Genomic DNA, 17,300 nt, shown 5'->3' on the forward strand with positions numbered 1-17,300 from the left:
CTGTCCGGAAAAGAAATCGGCGCGAATGATAACGTCGGTGGTCTGGCAGAAAAACCCGGTAGTAATTGCAGCACCGATTGAAAAGCGCAGGAAAGCCAAGGATTGCCGAAACGACCGGACAACCCCCGCCGCTATTCTGTCTTTTTCTTTCAATTTAGCGACACCTCCAGGTTTTGCCCCCAAGCGCCAGCTTCCCTTGCCAACAATCGGCGCTCTACACTGTACCGGTACAGTTGCCGGGGGCATTTTCCGCGAGGGTATCCAAGATATCTGACCCGGTTCTGCTGCTACGGCGCCAGGACTATAAAAACTACAACAGCATGAGTGGAGCACTATGACTAAGGCTACTAAGCAGATTTCCAAACTGTTTGCCGCTATGGTTCTGGCCGGGGTTGCCAGCCATTCGTTTGCCGCCGACACCATCAAGATCGGCATCGCCGGCCCGAAAACCGGCCCTGTAGCCCAATACGGCGACATGCAGTTCAGTGGCGCGAAAATGGCCATCGAGCAGATCAACGCCAAAGGCGGCGTCGACGGCAAGAAACTTGAAGCCGTTGAATACGATGACGCCTGTGATCCAAAACAAGCGGTCGCGGTCGCGAACAAAGTCGTTAACGACGGCATCAAGTTCGTGGTCGGCCACCTGTGCTCCAGCTCCACCCAGCCAGCTTCGGACATCTACGAAGACGAAGGCGTGATCATGATCACCCCGGCGGCTACCAGCCCGGACATCACCGCTCGCGGCTACAAGATGATCTTCCGCACCATCGGCCTGGACAGCGCCCAAGGCCCTGCGGCCGGCAACTACATTGCCGACCACGTCAAGCCGAAGATCGTTGCGGTCCTGCACGACAAGCAGCAGTACGGTGAAGGCATCGCCAGCGCCGTGAAGAAAACCCTCGAAGGCAAAGGCGTGAAAGTGGCCGTCTTCGAAGGCGTGAACGCCGGCGACAAAGACTTCTCCTCGATGATCGCCAAGCTCAAGCAAGCCAACGTCGACTTCGTCTACTACGGCGGCTACCACCCGGAGCTGGGCCTGATCCTGCGTCAATCCCAGGAAAAAGGCCTGAAGGCCAAGTTCATGGGTCCGGAAGGCGTGGGTAACGACTCGATCACCCAAATCGCCAAGGATGCGTCCGAAGGCCTGCTGGTGACCCTGCCGAAATCCTTCGACCAGGACCCTGCCAACGTTGCCCTGGCAGACGCCTTCAAGGCCAAGAAGGAAGATCCGAGCGGCCCGTTCGTGTTCCCGTCCTACTCGGCTGTTGAAGTCATCGCCGAAGGTATCAAGGCTGCCAAGTCCGAAGACACCTCCAAAGTGGCTGAAGCCATCCACGCCGGCACCTTCAAGACGCCAACCGGTGACTTGAGCTTCGACAAGAACGGCGACCTGAAGGACTTCAAGTTCGTGGTCTACGAATGGCACAACGGCAAACCTAAAACTGAAGTATCGCCTCAGTAAGGCCTGGCCTGACTGACTGCCAATAAAGCCCACGGCGTGCCGTGGGCTTTGTTTTAAATGTATTGGGCCGCGCTGGCGTGATCCGCCAGTCTCCCCACCTGAAAATCTCAAAACCGTCATCAGCGGTTCGCTGGCAAACCTCGTGCTCGAAGTGGATGCAGATCCACGGGGCCCGGGCGGGAAAATGACTCCACCAGTGAAATGCGTATCAGGTTTTTAGGAGCGCTGTAATGCCTGACATCTATCACTTCTTCCAGCAGCTGGTTAACGGCCTGACCGTTGGCAGCACGTATGCCCTGATCGCCATCGGCTATACGATGGTTTACGGCATCATTGGAATGATCAACTTCGCCCACGGCGAGGTGTACATGATCGGCTCCTACGTGGCGTTCATCGCCATCGCCGGGCTGGCCATGATGGGACTCGACAGTGTCCCGCTGTTGATGACCGCAGCGTTCATCGCGAGCATCGTCGTCACCAGCTCCTATGGCTACAGCATCGAACGGATCGCCTACCGCCCCCTGCGCGGCAGCAACCGTCTGATCCCGCTGATTTCCGCCATCGGCATGTCGATTTTCCTGCAGAACACGGTTCTGCTTTCGCAAGACTCCAAGGACAAAGCTATTCCCAACCTGATTCCGGGCAACTTCGCCATCGGGCCAGGCGGGGCACATGAAGTGCTGATTTCCTACATGCAAATCGTGGTGTTCGTGGTGACCCTGGTCGCCATGCTCGGCCTCACGTTGTTCATCTCCCGTTCCCGCCTGGGCCGCGCCTGCCGCGCCTGTGCCGAGGACATCAAGATGGCCAACCTGCTGGGCATCAACACCAACAACATCATCGCCCTGACCTTCGTCATCGGTGCGGCCCTGGCGGCCATCGCTGCGGTGCTGTTGAGCATGCAATACGGCGTGATCAACCCCAACGCCGGCTTCCTCGTGGGCCTGAAAGCCTTCACCGCCGCGGTACTGGGCGGCATCGGCAGCATCCCCGGGGCGATGCTCGGCGGGCTGGTGCTGGGTGTGGCGGAAGCCTTTGGCGCCGACATCTTCGGCGACCAGTACAAAGACGTCGTGGCGTTCGGCTTGTTGGTTCTGGTTCTGTTGTTCCGGCCGACCGGCATCCTGGGCCGTCCGGAGGTTGAGAAAGTATGACTAGGCATCTCAAATCGGCGCTCTTCAGCGCCCTGCTGGTCTGGGCCGTGGCCTACCCGGTATTGGGTCTTAAACTGACCATCGTCGGCATCAACCTGGAAGTGCACGGCACCAGCCCGGCCATCCTGGCGACCATCGCCGTGTGCTCGCTGCTGATGTTCGTGCGCGTGCTGTTCAGCACACAGATCAGCGCGGCATGGAAGTCTTCGCCCGGCCTGCCGGTGATCCCGGCCAAGGCCAGCAACTTCCTGACCTTGCCGTCGACCCAGCGCTGGATCGTGCTGGGCCTGATCGTCGTGGCCCTGGTGTGGCCGTTCTTCGGCTCTCGCGGCGCGGTGGACATTGCCACGCTGATCCTGATCTACGTGATGCTCGGCCTGGGCCTGAACATCGTCGTAGGCCTGGCCGGCCTGCTGGACCTGGGTTACGTCGGTTTCTATGCCGTCGGCGCCTACAGCTATGCGCTGCTGTCCCACTACTTCGGCCTGAGCTTCTGGATCTGCCTGCCGATCGCCGGGATGATGGCCGCCACCTTCGGTTTCCTGCTGGGTTTCCCGGTCCTGCGCTTGCGCGGCGACTACCTGGCGATCGTGACCCTGGGATTTGGCGAGATCATCCGCCTGTTCCTGCGCAACCTGACCGACATCACCGGTGGCCCGAACGGCATCAGCAACATCGAGAAACCGACGTTCTTCGGCCTGACCTTCGAACGTAAAGCCGCCGAAGGCCTGCAGACCTTCCACGAATACTTCGGCCTGGAATACAACTCGATCAACAAGGTGATCTTCCTCTACCTGGTTGCCCTGTTGCTGGCCCTGGCCGCGCTGTTCGTCATCAACCGCCTGCTGCGCATGCCGATCGGCCGCGCCTGGGAGGCATTGCGTGAAGACGAAATCGCCTGCCGTGCCCTGGGTCTCAACCCAACCGTGATCAAACTGTCGGCCTTCACCCTCGGTGCTGCATTCGCCGGTTTTGCCGGCAGCTTCTTCGCCGCTCGCCAAGGCCTGGTGACGCCGGAGTCCTTCACCTTCATCGAGTCGGCGATCATCCTCGCCATCGTGGTGCTGGGCGGGATGGGCTCGCAGTTGGGCGTGATCCTGGCGGCCATCGTGATGATCCTGCTGCCGGAAATGATGCGTGAATTCAGCGAATACCGCATGTTGATGTTCGGCGCCTTGATGGTGCTGATGATGATCTGGCGTCCTCAAGGTCTGCTGCCTATGCAACGCCCCCACATGGAGCTGCGCAAATGAGCCGCGAGATCCTGAAAGTCGAAAACTTGAGCATGCGCTTCGGCGGTTTGCTGGCGGTCAACGGCGTGGCCCTGACCGTGAAAGAGAAGCAGGTGGTAGCCCTGATCGGGCCTAACGGCGCGGGCAAGACCACCGTGTTCAACTGCCTGACCGGCTTCTACCAGCCCACCGGCGGCACCATCCTGCTGGACGGCGAGCCGATCCAGGGCCTGCCCGGCCACCACATCGCCCGCAAGGGTGTGGTGCGCACCTTCCAGAACGTGCGGCTATTCAAGGACATGACGGCGGTCGAGAACCTGCTGATTGCCCAGCATCGTCACCTGAACACCAACTTCTTTGCCGGTCTGTTCAAGACCCCGGCGTTCCGCAAGAGCGAACGCGAGGCGATGGAGTACGCCGAGTACTGGCTGGACAAGGTCAACCTCACCGAGTTTGCCAACCGTACCGCCGGGACCTTGGCCTACGGTCAGCAACGGCGCCTGGAAATCGCCCGCTGCATGATGACCCGTCCGCGGATCCTCATGCTCGACGAACCGGCCGCCGGCCTGAACCCCAAGGAAACCGAAGACCTGAAAGCGCTGATCGGCGTGCTGCGCGAGGAGCACAACGTCACCGTGCTGTTGATCGAGCACGACATGAAGCTGGTCATGAGCATTTCCGACCACATCGTCGTGATCAACCAGGGCACGCCCCTGGCCGACGGTACGCCGGAACAGATCCGCGACAATCCTGAAGTGATCAAAGCCTACCTGGGGGAAGCGTAAATGCTGCAGTTCGAAAACGTTTCCACCTTCTACGGCAAGATCCAGGCCCTGCACAGCGTCAACGTCGAAGTCCGCCAGGGCGAAATCGTCACGCTGATCGGTGCCAACGGTGCCGGCAAATCCACCCTGCTGATGACGCTCTGCGGTTCGCCCCAGGCCCATAGCGGCAGCATCCGCTACATGGGTGAGGAACTGGTGGGCCAGGACTCGGCGCGCATCATGCGCAAGAGCATCGCGGTAGTGCCGGAAGGTCGGCGGGTATTTGCCCGACTGACCGTGGAAGAAAACCTCGCCATGGGCGGATTCTTCACCGACAAGGGCGACTATCAGGAACAGATGGACAAGGTCCTGCACCTTTTCCCACGCCTGAAAGAACGCTTTACCCAGCGCGGTGGCACCATGTCCGGCGGCGAACAGCAAATGCTCGCCATCGGCCGTGCACTGATGAGCAAACCCAAGCTACTGCTGCTCGACGAGCCGTCCCTGGGCCTGGCACCGATCATCATCCAGCAGATCTTCGACATCATCGAGCAACTGCGCAAGGACGGCGTGACGGTGTTCCTGGTGGAGCAGAACGCCAACCAGGCGCTGAAAATCGCCGACCGGGCATACGTGTTGGAGAACGGCCGCGTGGTGATGCAAGGCACCGGTGAAGCGCTGCTGACCGACCCGAAAGTGCGCGAGGCGTACCTGGGGGGTTGAGTCTGTCGCAGTAAAAAAACGGCCTTCGGGCCGTTTTTTTGTGGGAGCAAGGCTTGCCCGCGATGAAGGCGATGCGATCGTTCAGAAATCGAGGCGCCTGTTTCGCGAGCAAGCTTTGCTCCCACACAATCTACTCTCACCTCATTGGGTTTCGGGAGTAAACAAAAAAATCGGTAGCCCGCTGTAACGCTTTCCCACCTCCCTTCTCTAGTTCAGCAGACCGGCGCTAACGCCGGTTCATTTCCCTGAATGACTGGAGAATCATCATGACTGCTTCGACCCGCACCCTGTCCGCCGCTGCCTTGGTCCTGGCCCTGGGTTCTGCCCTGAGCATGACAGCCGTCTCGACCGTCCACGCAGCCGACGACACCATGGAAAAATGCTTCGGCGTTGCCCTCAAAGGCAAGAACGACTGCGCCGCCGGCGCCGGCACCACCTGCGCCGGTACCGCAAAAATGGACTATCAGGCCAACGCCTGGAAATCGGTCCCCAAAGGCACTTGCACCACCATGGAAAGCAAAACCTCCCCAACCGGTTTCGGCCAGCTCGAAGCGTTCAAAGCCAAGTCCTGATCGCATCCGCCTGAGGCCCGCCACCATGTTGAACACCCCGTCCCTCGCCTCTGCTAGCCGGCTGCCGCCAAGGGCAGGGTTGGGGCTCAAGAGCGAGCATTTTCGTGAGGTGCTCCTGACCCGACCGGATCTGGGCTTTTTCGAGGTGCACGCGGAAAACTACATGGTGGCCGGCGGGCCGCTTCATCACTTCCTGGGGCTGATACGCGAACAGTACCCGCTGTCATTGCACGGCGTCGGCCTGTCGATCGGTGGGGAGGGGCCGCTGGATGTCGCGCATGTGCAGCGCCTGGCCGCATTGATCGAACGCTATCAGCCCCAATCCTTTTCCGAACACCTGGCCTGGTCCAGCCACGGCCCGGTGTTCCTCAATGACCTGCTCCCCCTGGCCTACGACGAAGCGACCCTCGACCGGGTCTGCGAACACATCGACCAGGTGCAGAGCAGCCTCAAGCGCACGCTGTTACTGGAAAACCCGGCTACCTACCTGACCTTCGAAACCTCGACCCTCGACGAGCCACAGTTCATGAGCGAAGTGATCCGTCGCACCGGCTGCGGCCTGCTGCTGGATGTAAACAACGTCTACGTTTCATGCGTCAATCACTGCCGCGATCCATTGGCCTACCTCGACGCCCTGCCCCTGCAAGCGACCGGCGAAATTCACCTGGCCGGTTTTGCCGAAGATACCGACAGCCTCGGCGAGCGCCTGCTGATAGACGATCACGGCGCGCCCATCGACCACGCGGTCTGGCAACTGTACCTCAAGGCACTGGAGCGGACCGGGCCGGTCGCCACCTTGATCGAGCGCGACAACCACGTCCCTGCATGGGAGGTGCTGCTGGCCGAAGCACACCAGGCCGATCAACTGTTAAGCGCCGCGGGAGCCCGGTCATGAGCGGCCAGCACGCATTCACCGCCGCCCTGCTCGACCCGCGCAAGGCCTGTCCACCCGGACTGATCAGCGCCAATGGAGCGGACCCGCAGAGCCGTTTCGTGGTGTACCGCAACAACGTGCTCAGCTCATTGATCAACGCATTGGCTGACAATTACCCGGTGGCGGCGCAACTGGTGGGCGAGGAATTTTTCCGGGCCATGGCCGGGGTCTATGTCCAATCGACGCCGCCGCGAAGCCCGGTGATGAACGACTACGGGGGCGACTTTGCCGAGTTCATCGAACACTTCGAACCCGCCGCCAGCGTGCCTTACCTGGCGGACGTCGCACGCCTGGAGCGACTGCACGTGCAAGCCTGGCATGCCGCCGACGCCGAGCCCATGGCGCAAGAGCGAATCGTGGCGGCGCTGTCGTCCCCCACGCTGGCGGGGCATCTGAAGATCGGGTTTCACCCGTCACTGCGCCTGCTGCAATCCCCCTACGCCGTGGTGACGATCTGGGGCGCCCATCAGCACCACGCGCCGATGCCGTTCGAAACCTTTCCCGCGCAAAACGCCTTGGTGCTGCGCAACGGCCTGGACGTGGAGGTGTTTGCGATCAGTCAAGCTGCCCATGGGTTCATCGCAGCCCTGCAACAAGGGTTGCCGCTGACCGCTGCCATTGAGGCCTCAATCGATCTTGACCTGGAGCACACCCTGGCGGGGCTCATCCGCCACCAGGCCATCACCCAAATCCTAGCCGAACAGGTATCCCCATGAACGCCCTGATTGCCGGTTTCATTCAATGGCTGGAGAAAATTCCCCACAGCCTGATCGCCTTTATCGCACGCTTCTCGATTGCCGCGGTGTTCTGGAAATCCGGCCAGACCAAAATCGAAGGCCTGGCCATCGACCTGTTCGACGGCACCTTCCAGATCGGCCTGCCGCACCTGGCGGACTCGACCATTCCCCTGTTCAAAAGCGAATACGCCCTGCCGCTGCTGTCGCCGGAACTGGCCGCGCACCTGGCGGCCACTGCCGAGCATGTGTTCCCGGTGCTGATCCTGCTGGGCCTGGCGACACGCTTTTCAGCGCTGGCCTTGCTCGGCATGACCATGACCATTCAACTGTTCGTCTACCCGGATGCCTACCCGACCCATGGCACCTGGGCGGCGGTCTTGCTCTACCTGATGGCCCGCGGGCCGGGGGTGTTGTCCATCGATCACCTGATCGCCAAGCGCTACACCCACTGACTGAACCCAGCCCCTGTGGGAGCGAGCTTGCTCGCGATAGCGGTGCATCAGCCTGCAAAAATGCCGAATGTGCCACCGCCTTCGCGAGCAAGCTCGCTCCCACAGGGATCTTGGGTGTTCATGAGTCTTGTGTTCAGCGCAGGCCCCCTGTGGGAGCGAGCCGATCCAGCGCCTCGCCGCTGCGCTTGAACCAGTCGATCAAGTAGTCGGCCAGCACCTGGGTGCGCTTGGGCAGGCCGCCCTGGTACGGGTGCACCAGGTACATCGGCATGCGCCGGGTCTGGTAGTCGCGCAGCAGCCAATGCAGGCGTCCGTCGGCCAGTTCTTCATGCAACAGGTACGACGGCAGCCGGGCGATTCCGGCACCGGCCAGGGCGGCTTTTTTCAGCAAGCTGTAGTGATTGCTGGCGAACGGCCCCGACACTCGGACCCGCAGCAATTCATGTTGCTGGTGGTAAAGCCATTCTTCCCGGCCACTGTAGTGGCTGTTGAGCAGGCAACGGTGTTCGGCCAGGGCCTGGGGCGTCTCAGGTTCGCCATAGCGTTCGAGGTAGGCCGGGCTGGCGCAGGTCATTTCGTGCCACGCCAATAGTGGCCGAGCCACCAGCCGCTCATCGATGGCGGCGTCGGAACGGATCGCCAGGTCGAAGCCATCGCGGGTCAGGTCACGGTAACCGTTGTTGAGCTCCAGCTCGATCTGCACATTGGGATACGTACGAGCGAACTCCATCAACAAGCCCTCGAAGAAGGTTTCGCCCAACGAAACCGGAACCGTCATACACACCGGCCCGGAAATGTCATCCTTCAACCGCGCCAATGCCTGACGCGCCCTTTCCACCTGCACCAACAGCGCCTGGGCCTGGGGCAACAACGCCGCCCCGGCCGCCGTGAGGCTCAAGCGCCGCGTGGTGCGTTGTAGCAACAGCACCGAAAACCGACTCTCCAACAGGCTGATGCGCTTGGACAACTGGCCCTTGCTGCACCCCAATTGCTGGGCCGCCAAGGTGAAACTACCAGCCTCCATCAACACGGCAAACGCCGCCAGGTCATCCATTTCGCTCATTGGATTGTTTCCAAATGAAAACCAAAGGTTGCCTATTAGCATGATTATCAGCGGGAAAAACATCTCTAGACTGAAAACTCGTTCAACCCATTAAGGAACAGCTCATGAAAATCCTGTTGATCGGCGCCAACGGCACCATCGGTTCGGCCATTGATAGCGAACTGTCGCCCCGCCACGAAATCGTGCGGATTGGCCGCCACAGCGGTGAGTTGCAGGTGGATATCAGCGACAGCGCCTCGATTCGCGCTCTGTTCGAGAAGACTGGCCGTTTTGACGCCCTGGTCTGCGCCGCCGGCAACGTCACCTTCGCGCCCCTGGCCGACATGACCGAAGACAGCTTCGCCCTGGGCTTGAAAGACAAGCTGATGGGCCAGGTCAACCTGCTGCTGATCGGCCGCGAATTCGCCAACGACGGTGCGTCCTTCACCTTCACCACCGGCGTGCTCAGCCACGATCCGATCAAGAGCGGTGCGTCGGCGGCCCTGGTCAACGGTGCCCTGGACAGCTTCGTGCGCGCCGCGGCAATCGAGTTGCCACGGGGCCTGCGGGTCAACTCGGTGAGCCCGAACGTGTTGCTGGAAGCCATGGACAAATACGCGCCTTATTTCCGCGGTTTCAAACCCGTTCCCGCAGTGGATGTGGCATTGGCCTACGCCAAGAGCGTAGAAGGCCTGCAAACCGGTCAGACCTTTCACGTAGGCTAAGCGATGCTCTACCCGTAGGAACTGCCGCAGGCTGCGATCTTTTGATTTTGATCTTTCGCTCGCGACTCAATTGTCCGGGGCAAGATCGCAGCCTCGTTGCACTCGACAGCTCCTACGGGTTGTGGTGTGAGATCAGTCTGAGTAACGTGGCGGCACTTGTCTGGAGACCCAATGATGCGTGCCGCCCGCTCCCTGCTGTTTATCGCCCTCCTGCCGCTGTTCACCGGCTGCCAATTGCTCGACGCCCCACGTCAGAGCGTCTCCCACGCCGGCCAGACGCGCATGCAGGGCGAGCTCACAGCGGCCGATGGCAAGCTGGTGTTCCAGCCGTGCCAGGAACAACGCCGCTACGTCGTCAACGACAGCGGTGGTACCAGCGTGCTGCAACAGGCCGCCAGCCTGGCCGATGAGCGGGGCAAGCTCTTTGCCGATGTGCGCGGCCGTATCGTTTCCAGCGCAGCGGCCGGCGCCGACAGTCAGTTGGACGTTGAACAGCTGTATCGCCTGGAGCGCGCGGGAACGGCGTGTGAAGACGTTGACTTCAAACGGGTGATCCTGCGCGCCGCGGGACACAGCCCTGAATGGACGCTCAAGGCCAGTGGCAAGGGTCTGGTGCTGGACCGCGAAGGCCAGCCGCCGCTGGCGGTGCCTTACGTCGAGGAGCAATTGGGCGATGGCCGCTTCAACCTCGGCACCGAGGCCAACGGCCAGAAAGTCGAGCTCTGGGTCACTCCTGCGCGTTGTGTCGACAGCGTCACTGGCAGCGTGCAACACATGAGCGCCGAGTTGCGGGTCAACGGCCAGGTCCAACGCGGCTGCGCCTACTTCGGTGGCGCACGCGACGACTGATTCACAGCTTTTGGCTTATAATCGCCGGTTCACGCCCTGGTGCAGTTGTGCATCCCGCGAACCGGACCCCGCCATGTTACGAATCACCGAACTCAAGCTGCCGATCGACCACCCCGAAGAAGACCTGCGCCCTGCCATCGTACAGCGCCTGGGCATCGCCAGCGATGACCTGCTCGACTTCACCCTGTTCAAGCGCAGTTACGACGCGCGCAAGAAATCCTCCGAGCTGTGCTTCATCTACACCATCGACCTGACGGTGCGCGATGAAGCCAGCCTGCTGCGCCAGTTCGCCGATGACCGTAACGTCAACGAAGCGCCGGATGTCAGCTACAAAGTGGTGGGCCAGGCACCGGCCAACCTGAGCGAGCGGCCGATCGTGGTCGGTTTCGGTCCGTGCGGGATCTTCGCCGCCCTGTTGCTGGCACAGATGGGTTTCAAGCCGATCATCCTCGAACGTGGCCCGGAAGTGCGCCAACGCACCAAGGACACCTGGGGCCTGTGGCGCAAAAGCGTGCTCAACCCCGAGTCCAATGTGCAGTTCGGTGAAGGCGGCGCCGGGACGTTTTCCGACGGCAAGCTCTACAGCCAGATCAAGGATCCGAAATTCCTTGGCCGCAAGGTCCTGCACGAATTCGTCAAGGCCGGGGCGCCGGAAGAAATTCTCTACGTCAGCAAGCCGCACATCGGCACGTTCCGCCTGACCGGCGTGGTGGAAACCATGCGTGAGCAGATTCGTGCCCTGGGCGGCGAAGTACGCTTCCAGCAGCGGGTTACCGATGTGCTGATCGAGGACGGCCAACTGGTCGGCGTCGAACTGGCCAGCGGTGAACGCATCCATTCGAAACACGTGATCCTGGCCCTCGGCCACAGCGCCCGGGACACGTTCCGCATGCTCCACAGCCGTGGCGTGTACATGGAAGCCAAGCCGTTCTCGGTGGGTTTCCGCATCGAACACCCGCAATCACTGATCGACAGCGCGCGCTTGGGCAAGTACGCCGGCCATCCGAAGCTCGGCGCCGCCGACTACAAACTGGTGCACCACGCCAAGAATGGCCGCTCGGTGTACAGCTTCTGCATGTGCCCGGGTGGCACCGTGGTGGCGGCGACGTCCGAGCCGAACCGCGTCGTGACCAACGGCATGAGCCAGTATTCGCGCAACGAGCGCAACGCCAACTCCGGCATCGTCGTCGGCATCACCCCGGAAGTGGATTATCCGGGTGGCCCGCTGGCCGGGATCGAGTTGCAGGAACGCCTGGAATCCCACGCCTTCGTGCTCGGCGGCAGCAACTACGAGGCCCCAGCGCAACTGGTGGGCGATTTCATCGCTGGCAAGCCGTCTACGGCACTGGGCAGCGTCGAACCTTCCTACAAGCCTGGGGTGTCCTTGGGGGACCTGGCCCTGGCCTTGCCGGACTTCGCCATCGAAGCCATCCGCGAAGCCTTGCCGGCGTTCGAGAAACAGATCCGCGGCTACTCGCTGCACGACGCCGTGCTGACCGGCATCGAAACCCGCACCTCATCGCCCCTGCGCATTACCCGCAACGAATCGCTGCAGAGCCTGAACGTCAAGGGCCTGTTCCCGGCGGGTGAAGGCGCCGGTTACGCGGGCGGGATCCTCTCGGCGGGCGTGGACGGGATCCGGATCGCCGAAGCGGTGGCGCGGGATATCCTCGGCCTCGAGGCCTGACAGAGGGCTCTTGGAGCGCCAATGCTGTTCATTCAAGCCAACCCAGGCCCAAGTAACAGCATGACCCTGTGGGAGCGAGCTTGCTCGCGATGGCGGCCTGGCATTCAACACAGATGTTGACTGATCCACCGCTATCGCGAGCAAGCTCGCTCCCACAAGGGATCCCGGGGTTTTCAAGATTCAGATGTTCGCCCGCAACACACTCTCCGGCAGTGCCTCCCCGCGCTCCACGCTTGCCGCCACGATGTCCATCAACCCGCTCAACTCATAGCCTTGGGCCTTGAGCCAGGCCGGGTCGTAATAGGTCGTGGCGTAGCGCTCGCCACCGTCACACAAAATCGCCACGATCGACCCCGACTCCCCCGCATCTGCCATCTGCCGGGCCGCCATGAGTGCGCCGATCAGGTTGGTGCCGCTGGACCCGCCGACCCGCCGTCCCAAGCGCTGGGCCAGGTAATGCATGGCCGCCAGCGACAAGGCGTCCGGCACCTTGACCATCGCATCGATGACTTTCGGCAGGAACGACGCTTCGACTCGCGGCCGGCCGATACCCTCGATGCGCGAACCGCAATCCAGGCGCAGGCTGGCGTCGCCACTGCGGTAGTAGTCGAAGAACACCGAACGCTCGGCGTCGGCACACAGCACGCGGGTGCCGTGCTGGCGATAACGGACATAGCGTCCCAGGGTGGCCGTGGTGCCGCCGGTGCCGGGGCTGGAAATCAGCCAGGTGGGCTCCGGATGCTGCTCGAAGCGCATCTGCTGGAAGATCGATTCGGCAATGTTGTTATTGGCTCGCCAGTCCGTGGCGCGCTCGGCATAGGTGAACTGGTCGATGAAATGTCCGTCATGCTCACGGGCCAGGCGTTCGGATTCGGCGTAGATCTGCGTAGGATCATCCACCAGGTGGCTCTGGCCGCCATAGAAGGCAATCTGTGCGATTTTTTCCCTGGACGTCGTCGCCGGCATCACCGCAATGAACGGCAAGCCCAACAACCTGGCGAAGTAAGCCTCGGAAATCGCCGTCGAGCCGCTGGAGGCCTCGATCACCGGCGCACCGGGCTTGAGCCAGCCGTTACACAACGCGTAGAGAAACAGCGAACGGGCCAACCGATGCTTGAGGCTGCCAGTGGGATGGCTGGACTCATCCTTGAAATACAGCTCGATGCCCGGCAGGCCAGGCAGCGGCAGCGGAATCAGGTGGGTATCGGCGCTGCGCTGGAAGTCTGCCTCGATGATGCGGATCGCTTCACGGGCCCACTGGCGGTGGTCGTTCATGGTGTATTTCTCACTGGATCGGTTCGGCGTGGGGAGATCACGCGGTCGTGCAGGCACGGCTGACGTTCGGAAAAACCAGACGCCAGCTTAGGAAAAAACCGACATCACGCACAGATACAGCTAAGGTCCAATATGGCCCGTAACTGCCGATTGCGTGGCGCAGGCCTTGTAACGTCATATAACAAAAAAGAATATAACTTTTGTTTTAACAACTAACAGTACGGGTTAGGGTGTGCCATCTTTTTGATTCTGATAATGGAGAGCTACCTTGCCAATTCGTAGCACTTTGACACGTTTCCTTCAGTTGGAAGCCGCCGGTGGCCTGCTCTTGATCGCCGCTGCCGTGCTGGCCCTGATGCTGAATAACTCACCACTGTCCTGGCTCTATACAGACTTCCTGGACACGCCCGTGGTGGCTCAGGTCGGAGCACTGAAGATTGCCAAGCCGGCGCTGCTGTGGATCAACGATGGTCTGATGGCGCTGTTCTTCCTGCTCATCGGCCTCGAAGTCAAACGCGAGATTCTTGATGGGCAGCTGTCGAATCCTTCGCAAATCGTCCTGCCGGGCGCGGCGGCGATTGGCGGCATGGTGGTACCGGCCCTGATCTATTGGTTCCTCAACCGCGACAATCCGGCCGCCCTCGCGGGCTGGGCGATTCCAACGGCCACCGACATCGCGTTCGCCCTCGGCGTGCTGGCCTTGCTCGGCAAGCGGGTGCCGGTATCGCTCAAACTGTTCCTGATGACCCTGGCGATCATCGACGACCTGGGCGCCATTATCATCATCGCCATCTTCTATTCCGGCGCCCTGTCGACCTTGTCGCTCATGCTGGCGGCCGCCTGCATTGCCGCGCTGGTGGCGATGAACCGGATGGGTGTGGTCAAGCTCGGCCCCTACATGGTCGTGGGCCTGATCCTCTGGGTCTGCGTGCTCAAGAGCGGTGTCCATGCCACGTTGGCCGGGGTGACCCTGGCGTTCTGCATCCCGCTGCGCACGAAAAACGCCGAGACTTCGCCGCTGCTCACCTTGGAACATGCCCTGCACCCCTGGGTGGCCTATGGCATCCTGCCGCTGTTCGCCTTCGCCAACGCCGGGCTGTCCCTGAGCGGCGTTACCGTCGAGAGTTTCACCCATCACGTGCCAATGGGCATCGCCATCGGCCTGTTGCTGGGCAAGACCGTCGGCGTCTTCGGCCTGACCTGGCTGGCCGTGAAAATCGGCATCGCCAGCCTGCCCGCCGGGGCCAATTGGGGCCAGGTACTGGGCGTGGCAATCCTGTGCGGTATTGGTTTCACCATGAGCCTGTTCGTTGGCTCCCTCGCGTTTGAGCCGGGTGTCAGTGACTATGCGGGCATGGACCGGATGGGGATTCTCACCGGGTCGATCCTGGCGGCGGTGCTGGGTTATGCGGTGACGGCGGCGGCCAGTCGTAAGCAGCCTGCATTGCCGGGCTGATTCCTGGCTGCCCCACGGGGTGTATATCCATTGCTGCGGTAACGGCTACTTAGGGTTCCGCCCTGACGGCGGGTCACTTTCGAAAAGCGCGAAAGTAACCAAAGCGCTTCTGCCCCACCACTCGGCACCTCGCCTAGGCTCGGTGTGCCCTCACTCCGGCATTGCTCCGTGGGCCCGCCGCGAAGGGCCATCCATGGCCCAGCGCGGCTATCCCGGCATCCATGCCGGGATGCCCACTGCGCAATGCCTGCGTTCGGCCATCGTGGTTTAACGGGGCGTCCAGATCAAGATCAAGAGCCAAAGCAAGAGCAAGAGCAAGAGCAAGAGCAAGAGCAAGAGCAAGAGCAAGAGCACGGCGTTTTTCAAGGTAGTTGTCGCGTCCACCGTCGTGCTACGCGACTTTTATCACCACGGTCAGCTCCCTTTCAGGGTTCAGATACACCGTCCCGATAGGGCTCCAGTTGCGTGTCTCGCCTGACCATCGTTCCGGTCTTTTCTCTCTGGCCTGTCTGTATATCGCATCTCGGCGAGCCAAGATTTCCCGGTCTTTCCCTTCGTGACGTTGAGCCGGTGTCACGAAGCGGATCCGGCTATGACGGTGCACAGTGTTGTACCAGGTCATAAAGTCCCTCACCCAGATACGCGCATCATCCAGGCTGGTAAATCCATCCTGCGGCCACTGCGGACAGTATTTCAGCGTCCTGAACAGCGATTCCGAGTACGGGTTATCGTTGCTGACCCGTGGTCTACCGCGAGACGGCGTGACGCCCAGGTCGTACATCTTGGTCAGTAACGTCACCGATTTCATCGGCGCACCGTTGTCCGAGTGAAGCACCAGCGGCTGGCGCCAGCACTTTTCCTGAGTCACGCTTCGTTGCAGCAACACTGCGGCCTTTTCACCGCTCTCTGCTTCATAAACTTCCCAGCCTACAGCCTTTCGACTGTAGATATCTTCGATCAGATAGAGGTAGTAAAACTTCCCACGAACCGGGGACGGCAGGTAGGTGATGTCCCACGACCACACCTGATTGGCTGAGGTTGCTGCGTAAGTGGTCGGTGCCTCATGGCGATGTGGCCGCTTGGCTCGGGATCGATGATGCTGCTGACCTGCCGCATGTAGCACACGATAAAAGGTCGCCTCCGAAGCCACATATCGTCCCTCGTCGGCCAAGTGCGGCACGATCTGGCACGGTGGGAGATGCGCATAGGCTTTGCTGTTGCACAGCGTCACGATGCCTTGTCGTTCAAGCTCACTGAGCGCGTTGCTCGGCATCGGCCTGAGCGTCGTCGTGCGTCCATCTGCCAAGATTTCTTCCGGCAAGCTCCAGCGTTGCAGCGTCCTCAGTGAAATGCCTACCTCCTGACAAGCAGGCGCCCTGCGGGCGCCCGCCAGGATGGCTTCATTGAGCCAACCAACGAGTAAATACCGTTCTGGCAACAAGGTCAGTTGTCCTCGTCGTCGCTCCCCCAGTAGGCATTGAGCTTTTTTCGTAGCACCAGCAAAGCCGCTGTTTCAGCCAGTGCTGCATCCTTGCGGCGCAACTCGCGCTCAAGTTCACGGATACGATTTTTATCGTCCCGTGACTGGCCGGAAGTCGCGGTTTTCGTGGTTGATTGCTTCGTGCTGCTGGCAATAAAAGCGTTGCGCCAATCGGTTATCTGCTCTGGGAAAATACCTTTTCGTCGGCAGTACTCACCGATTTCCAGTTCCGATAGCGAACCTGTTTCTATGATGATCGCCAGCTTGGATTCGGCTGACCAATTTTCGGCCGGTTGCTTGGCGTCGGACAATTGTGTTCCTCTGGCAGCAGCTTGCTTGCGCCAATAATGGAGAGACATATCGCTGCAACCCTCGCGGCGAGCGACCTCCGCAGCCGAGAGACTCAGTGGTGGAAGCATCATTTTTAGCAGTGCGGCTTTGCGTTCAACTGAGTAGAAAGGCATGACCATACTCTTGCCGCCCCCGGAATGCTTTTCAAAAAACGGGGACACGACAACTACCCTGACACCTGGGGAGCAAGAGCAAGAGCAAGAGCAAGAGCAAGAGCGGGGCACATGCCGGCCCTATGTGGTTGAGCCACCGCTATCGCGAGCAAGCTCGCTCCCACAGTGGGTCTGTGGTGAACACAAGACTCATGAACACCCAAGATCCCCTATGGGAGCGAGCTTGCTCGCGATGCCGTCGGCACATCCAACATCACCGCAAACTGACCCTCCGCCTTCGCGAGCAAGCCCG

Annotated in this window: 16 protein-coding genes; 13 read left to right on the plus strand and 3 right to left on the minus strand. The window is 61.0% G+C overall.

The features are described from left to right. The first annotated feature begins 334 nt into the window (after positions 1-334). The 9 genes from AC3A5O_RS11715 to AC3A5O_RS11755 all read left to right on the plus strand — a co-directional run bounded on the left by AC3A5O_RS11715 (position 335) and on the right by AC3A5O_RS11755 (position 8,030). A complete protein-coding gene (locus AC3A5O_RS11715; RefSeq protein WP_122566869.1) occupies positions 335-1,462 on the plus strand; it encodes a branched-chain amino acid ABC transporter substrate-binding protein in 1,128 nt (375 codons plus the stop codon). Positions 1,463-1,692: 230 nt separating this feature from the next. Continuing rightward, positions 1,693-2,616, plus strand: coding sequence for a high-affinity branched-chain amino acid ABC transporter permease LivH (gene livH / locus AC3A5O_RS11720; RefSeq protein ID WP_487753203.1), 924 nt, complete (start codon positions 1,693-1,695; stop codon positions 2,614-2,616). Further along, positions 2,613-3,869: a high-affinity branched-chain amino acid ABC transporter permease LivM gene (locus AC3A5O_RS11725; protein WP_053182535.1), complete on the plus strand. Its 1,257-nt coding sequence runs from the start codon at positions 2,613-2,615 to the stop codon at positions 3,867-3,869. Before livH ends, AC3A5O_RS11725 begins: the two co-directional genes overlap by 4 nt. Then, entirely contained in the window at positions 3,866-4,633 is a 768-nt protein-coding gene (gene livG, locus AC3A5O_RS11730) for a high-affinity branched-chain amino acid ABC transporter ATP-binding protein LivG (protein ID WP_060738896.1), read from the plus strand. Before AC3A5O_RS11725 ends, livG begins: the two co-directional genes overlap by 4 nt. After that, positions 4,634-5,335 carry an ABC transporter ATP-binding protein gene (locus tag AC3A5O_RS11735; protein WP_003184675.1) on the plus strand — a complete coding sequence of 234 codons (702 nt, stop codon included), beginning with the start codon at positions 4,634-4,636 and terminating at the stop codon, positions 5,333-5,335. Positions 5,336-5,601: 266 nt separating this feature from the next. Beyond that, positions 5,602-5,907, plus strand: a complete 306-nt coding sequence (locus AC3A5O_RS11740) for a BufA1 family periplasmic bufferin-type metallophore (protein WP_122566871.1) — start codon at positions 5,602-5,604, stop codon at positions 5,905-5,907. Positions 5,908-5,932: 25 nt separating this feature from the next. Next, positions 5,933-6,802, plus strand: coding sequence for an MNIO family bufferin maturase (gene bufB, locus AC3A5O_RS11745; protein ID WP_305470003.1), 870 nt, complete (start codon positions 5,933-5,935; stop codon positions 6,800-6,802). Continuing rightward, a complete protein-coding gene (locus AC3A5O_RS11750) occupies positions 6,799-7,557 on the plus strand; it encodes an HvfC/BufC N-terminal domain-containing protein (protein WP_487753204.1) in 759 nt (252 codons plus the stop codon). The genes bufB and AC3A5O_RS11750 overlap by 4 nt, the downstream gene beginning before the upstream one ends. Beyond that, positions 7,554-8,030, plus strand: coding sequence for a DoxX family protein (locus tag AC3A5O_RS11755; protein ID WP_487753205.1), 477 nt, complete (start codon positions 7,554-7,556; stop codon positions 8,028-8,030). The genes AC3A5O_RS11750 and AC3A5O_RS11755 overlap by 4 nt, the downstream gene beginning before the upstream one ends. A 133-nt stretch (positions 8,031-8,163) precedes the next feature. Here AC3A5O_RS11755 and AC3A5O_RS11760 read toward each other — a convergent pair whose 3' ends face one another. Continuing rightward, positions 8,164-9,093, minus strand: a complete 930-nt coding sequence (locus tag AC3A5O_RS11760) for a LysR family transcriptional regulator (RefSeq protein WP_487753206.1) — start codon at positions 9,091-9,093, stop codon at positions 8,164-8,166. A 104-nt stretch (positions 9,094-9,197) separates the two neighbouring features. Here AC3A5O_RS11760 and AC3A5O_RS11765 point away from each other — a divergent pair, with 104 nt between their 5' ends. The 3 genes from AC3A5O_RS11765 (at position 9,198) to AC3A5O_RS11775 (ending at position 12,333) form a co-directional block, all read left to right on the plus strand. Continuing rightward, complete coding sequence (locus tag AC3A5O_RS11765; RefSeq protein ID WP_122566876.1) at positions 9,198-9,797, plus strand: short chain dehydrogenase; 600 nt, start codon at positions 9,198-9,200, stop codon at positions 9,795-9,797. Between the two features lie 174 nt (positions 9,798-9,971). After that, positions 9,972-10,646, plus strand: a complete 675-nt coding sequence (locus tag AC3A5O_RS11770; RefSeq protein WP_487753217.1) for a COG3650 family protein — start codon at positions 9,972-9,974, stop codon at positions 10,644-10,646. 73 nt (positions 10,647-10,719) lie between these two features. Continuing rightward, a complete protein-coding gene (locus AC3A5O_RS11775; RefSeq protein WP_305469992.1) occupies positions 10,720-12,333 on the plus strand; it encodes an NAD(P)/FAD-dependent oxidoreductase in 1,614 nt (537 codons plus the stop codon). Between the two features lie 180 nt (positions 12,334-12,513). Here AC3A5O_RS11775 and AC3A5O_RS11780 read toward each other — a convergent pair whose 3' ends face one another. Continuing rightward, positions 12,514-13,608 (minus strand): PLP-dependent cysteine synthase family protein, encoded by a 1,095-nt coding sequence (locus AC3A5O_RS11780; RefSeq protein ID WP_122566878.1) that lies wholly within the window; start codon positions 13,606-13,608, stop codon positions 12,514-12,516. Positions 13,609-13,876: 268 nt separating this feature from the next. Between AC3A5O_RS11780 and nhaA the strand changes: the two genes are divergently transcribed. After that, a complete protein-coding gene (gene nhaA / locus AC3A5O_RS11785; RefSeq protein ID WP_487753207.1) occupies positions 13,877-15,064 on the plus strand; it encodes a Na+/H+ antiporter NhaA in 1,188 nt (395 codons plus the stop codon). 391 nt (positions 15,065-15,455) lie between these two features. Here the strand turns inward: nhaA and AC3A5O_RS11790 are convergent. Further along, a protein-coding gene (locus tag AC3A5O_RS11790; protein ID WP_487753208.1) for an IS3 family transposase occupies positions 15,456-17,008 on the minus strand; the annotation gives its coding sequence in 2 pieces (ribosomal slippage) (positions 15,456-16,546 and positions 16,546-17,008; 1,554 coding nt in all). Positions 17,009-17,300 lie beyond the last annotated feature (292 nt).

It is taken from the genome of Pseudomonas sp. Soil_N_39, from assembly GCF_057655955.1.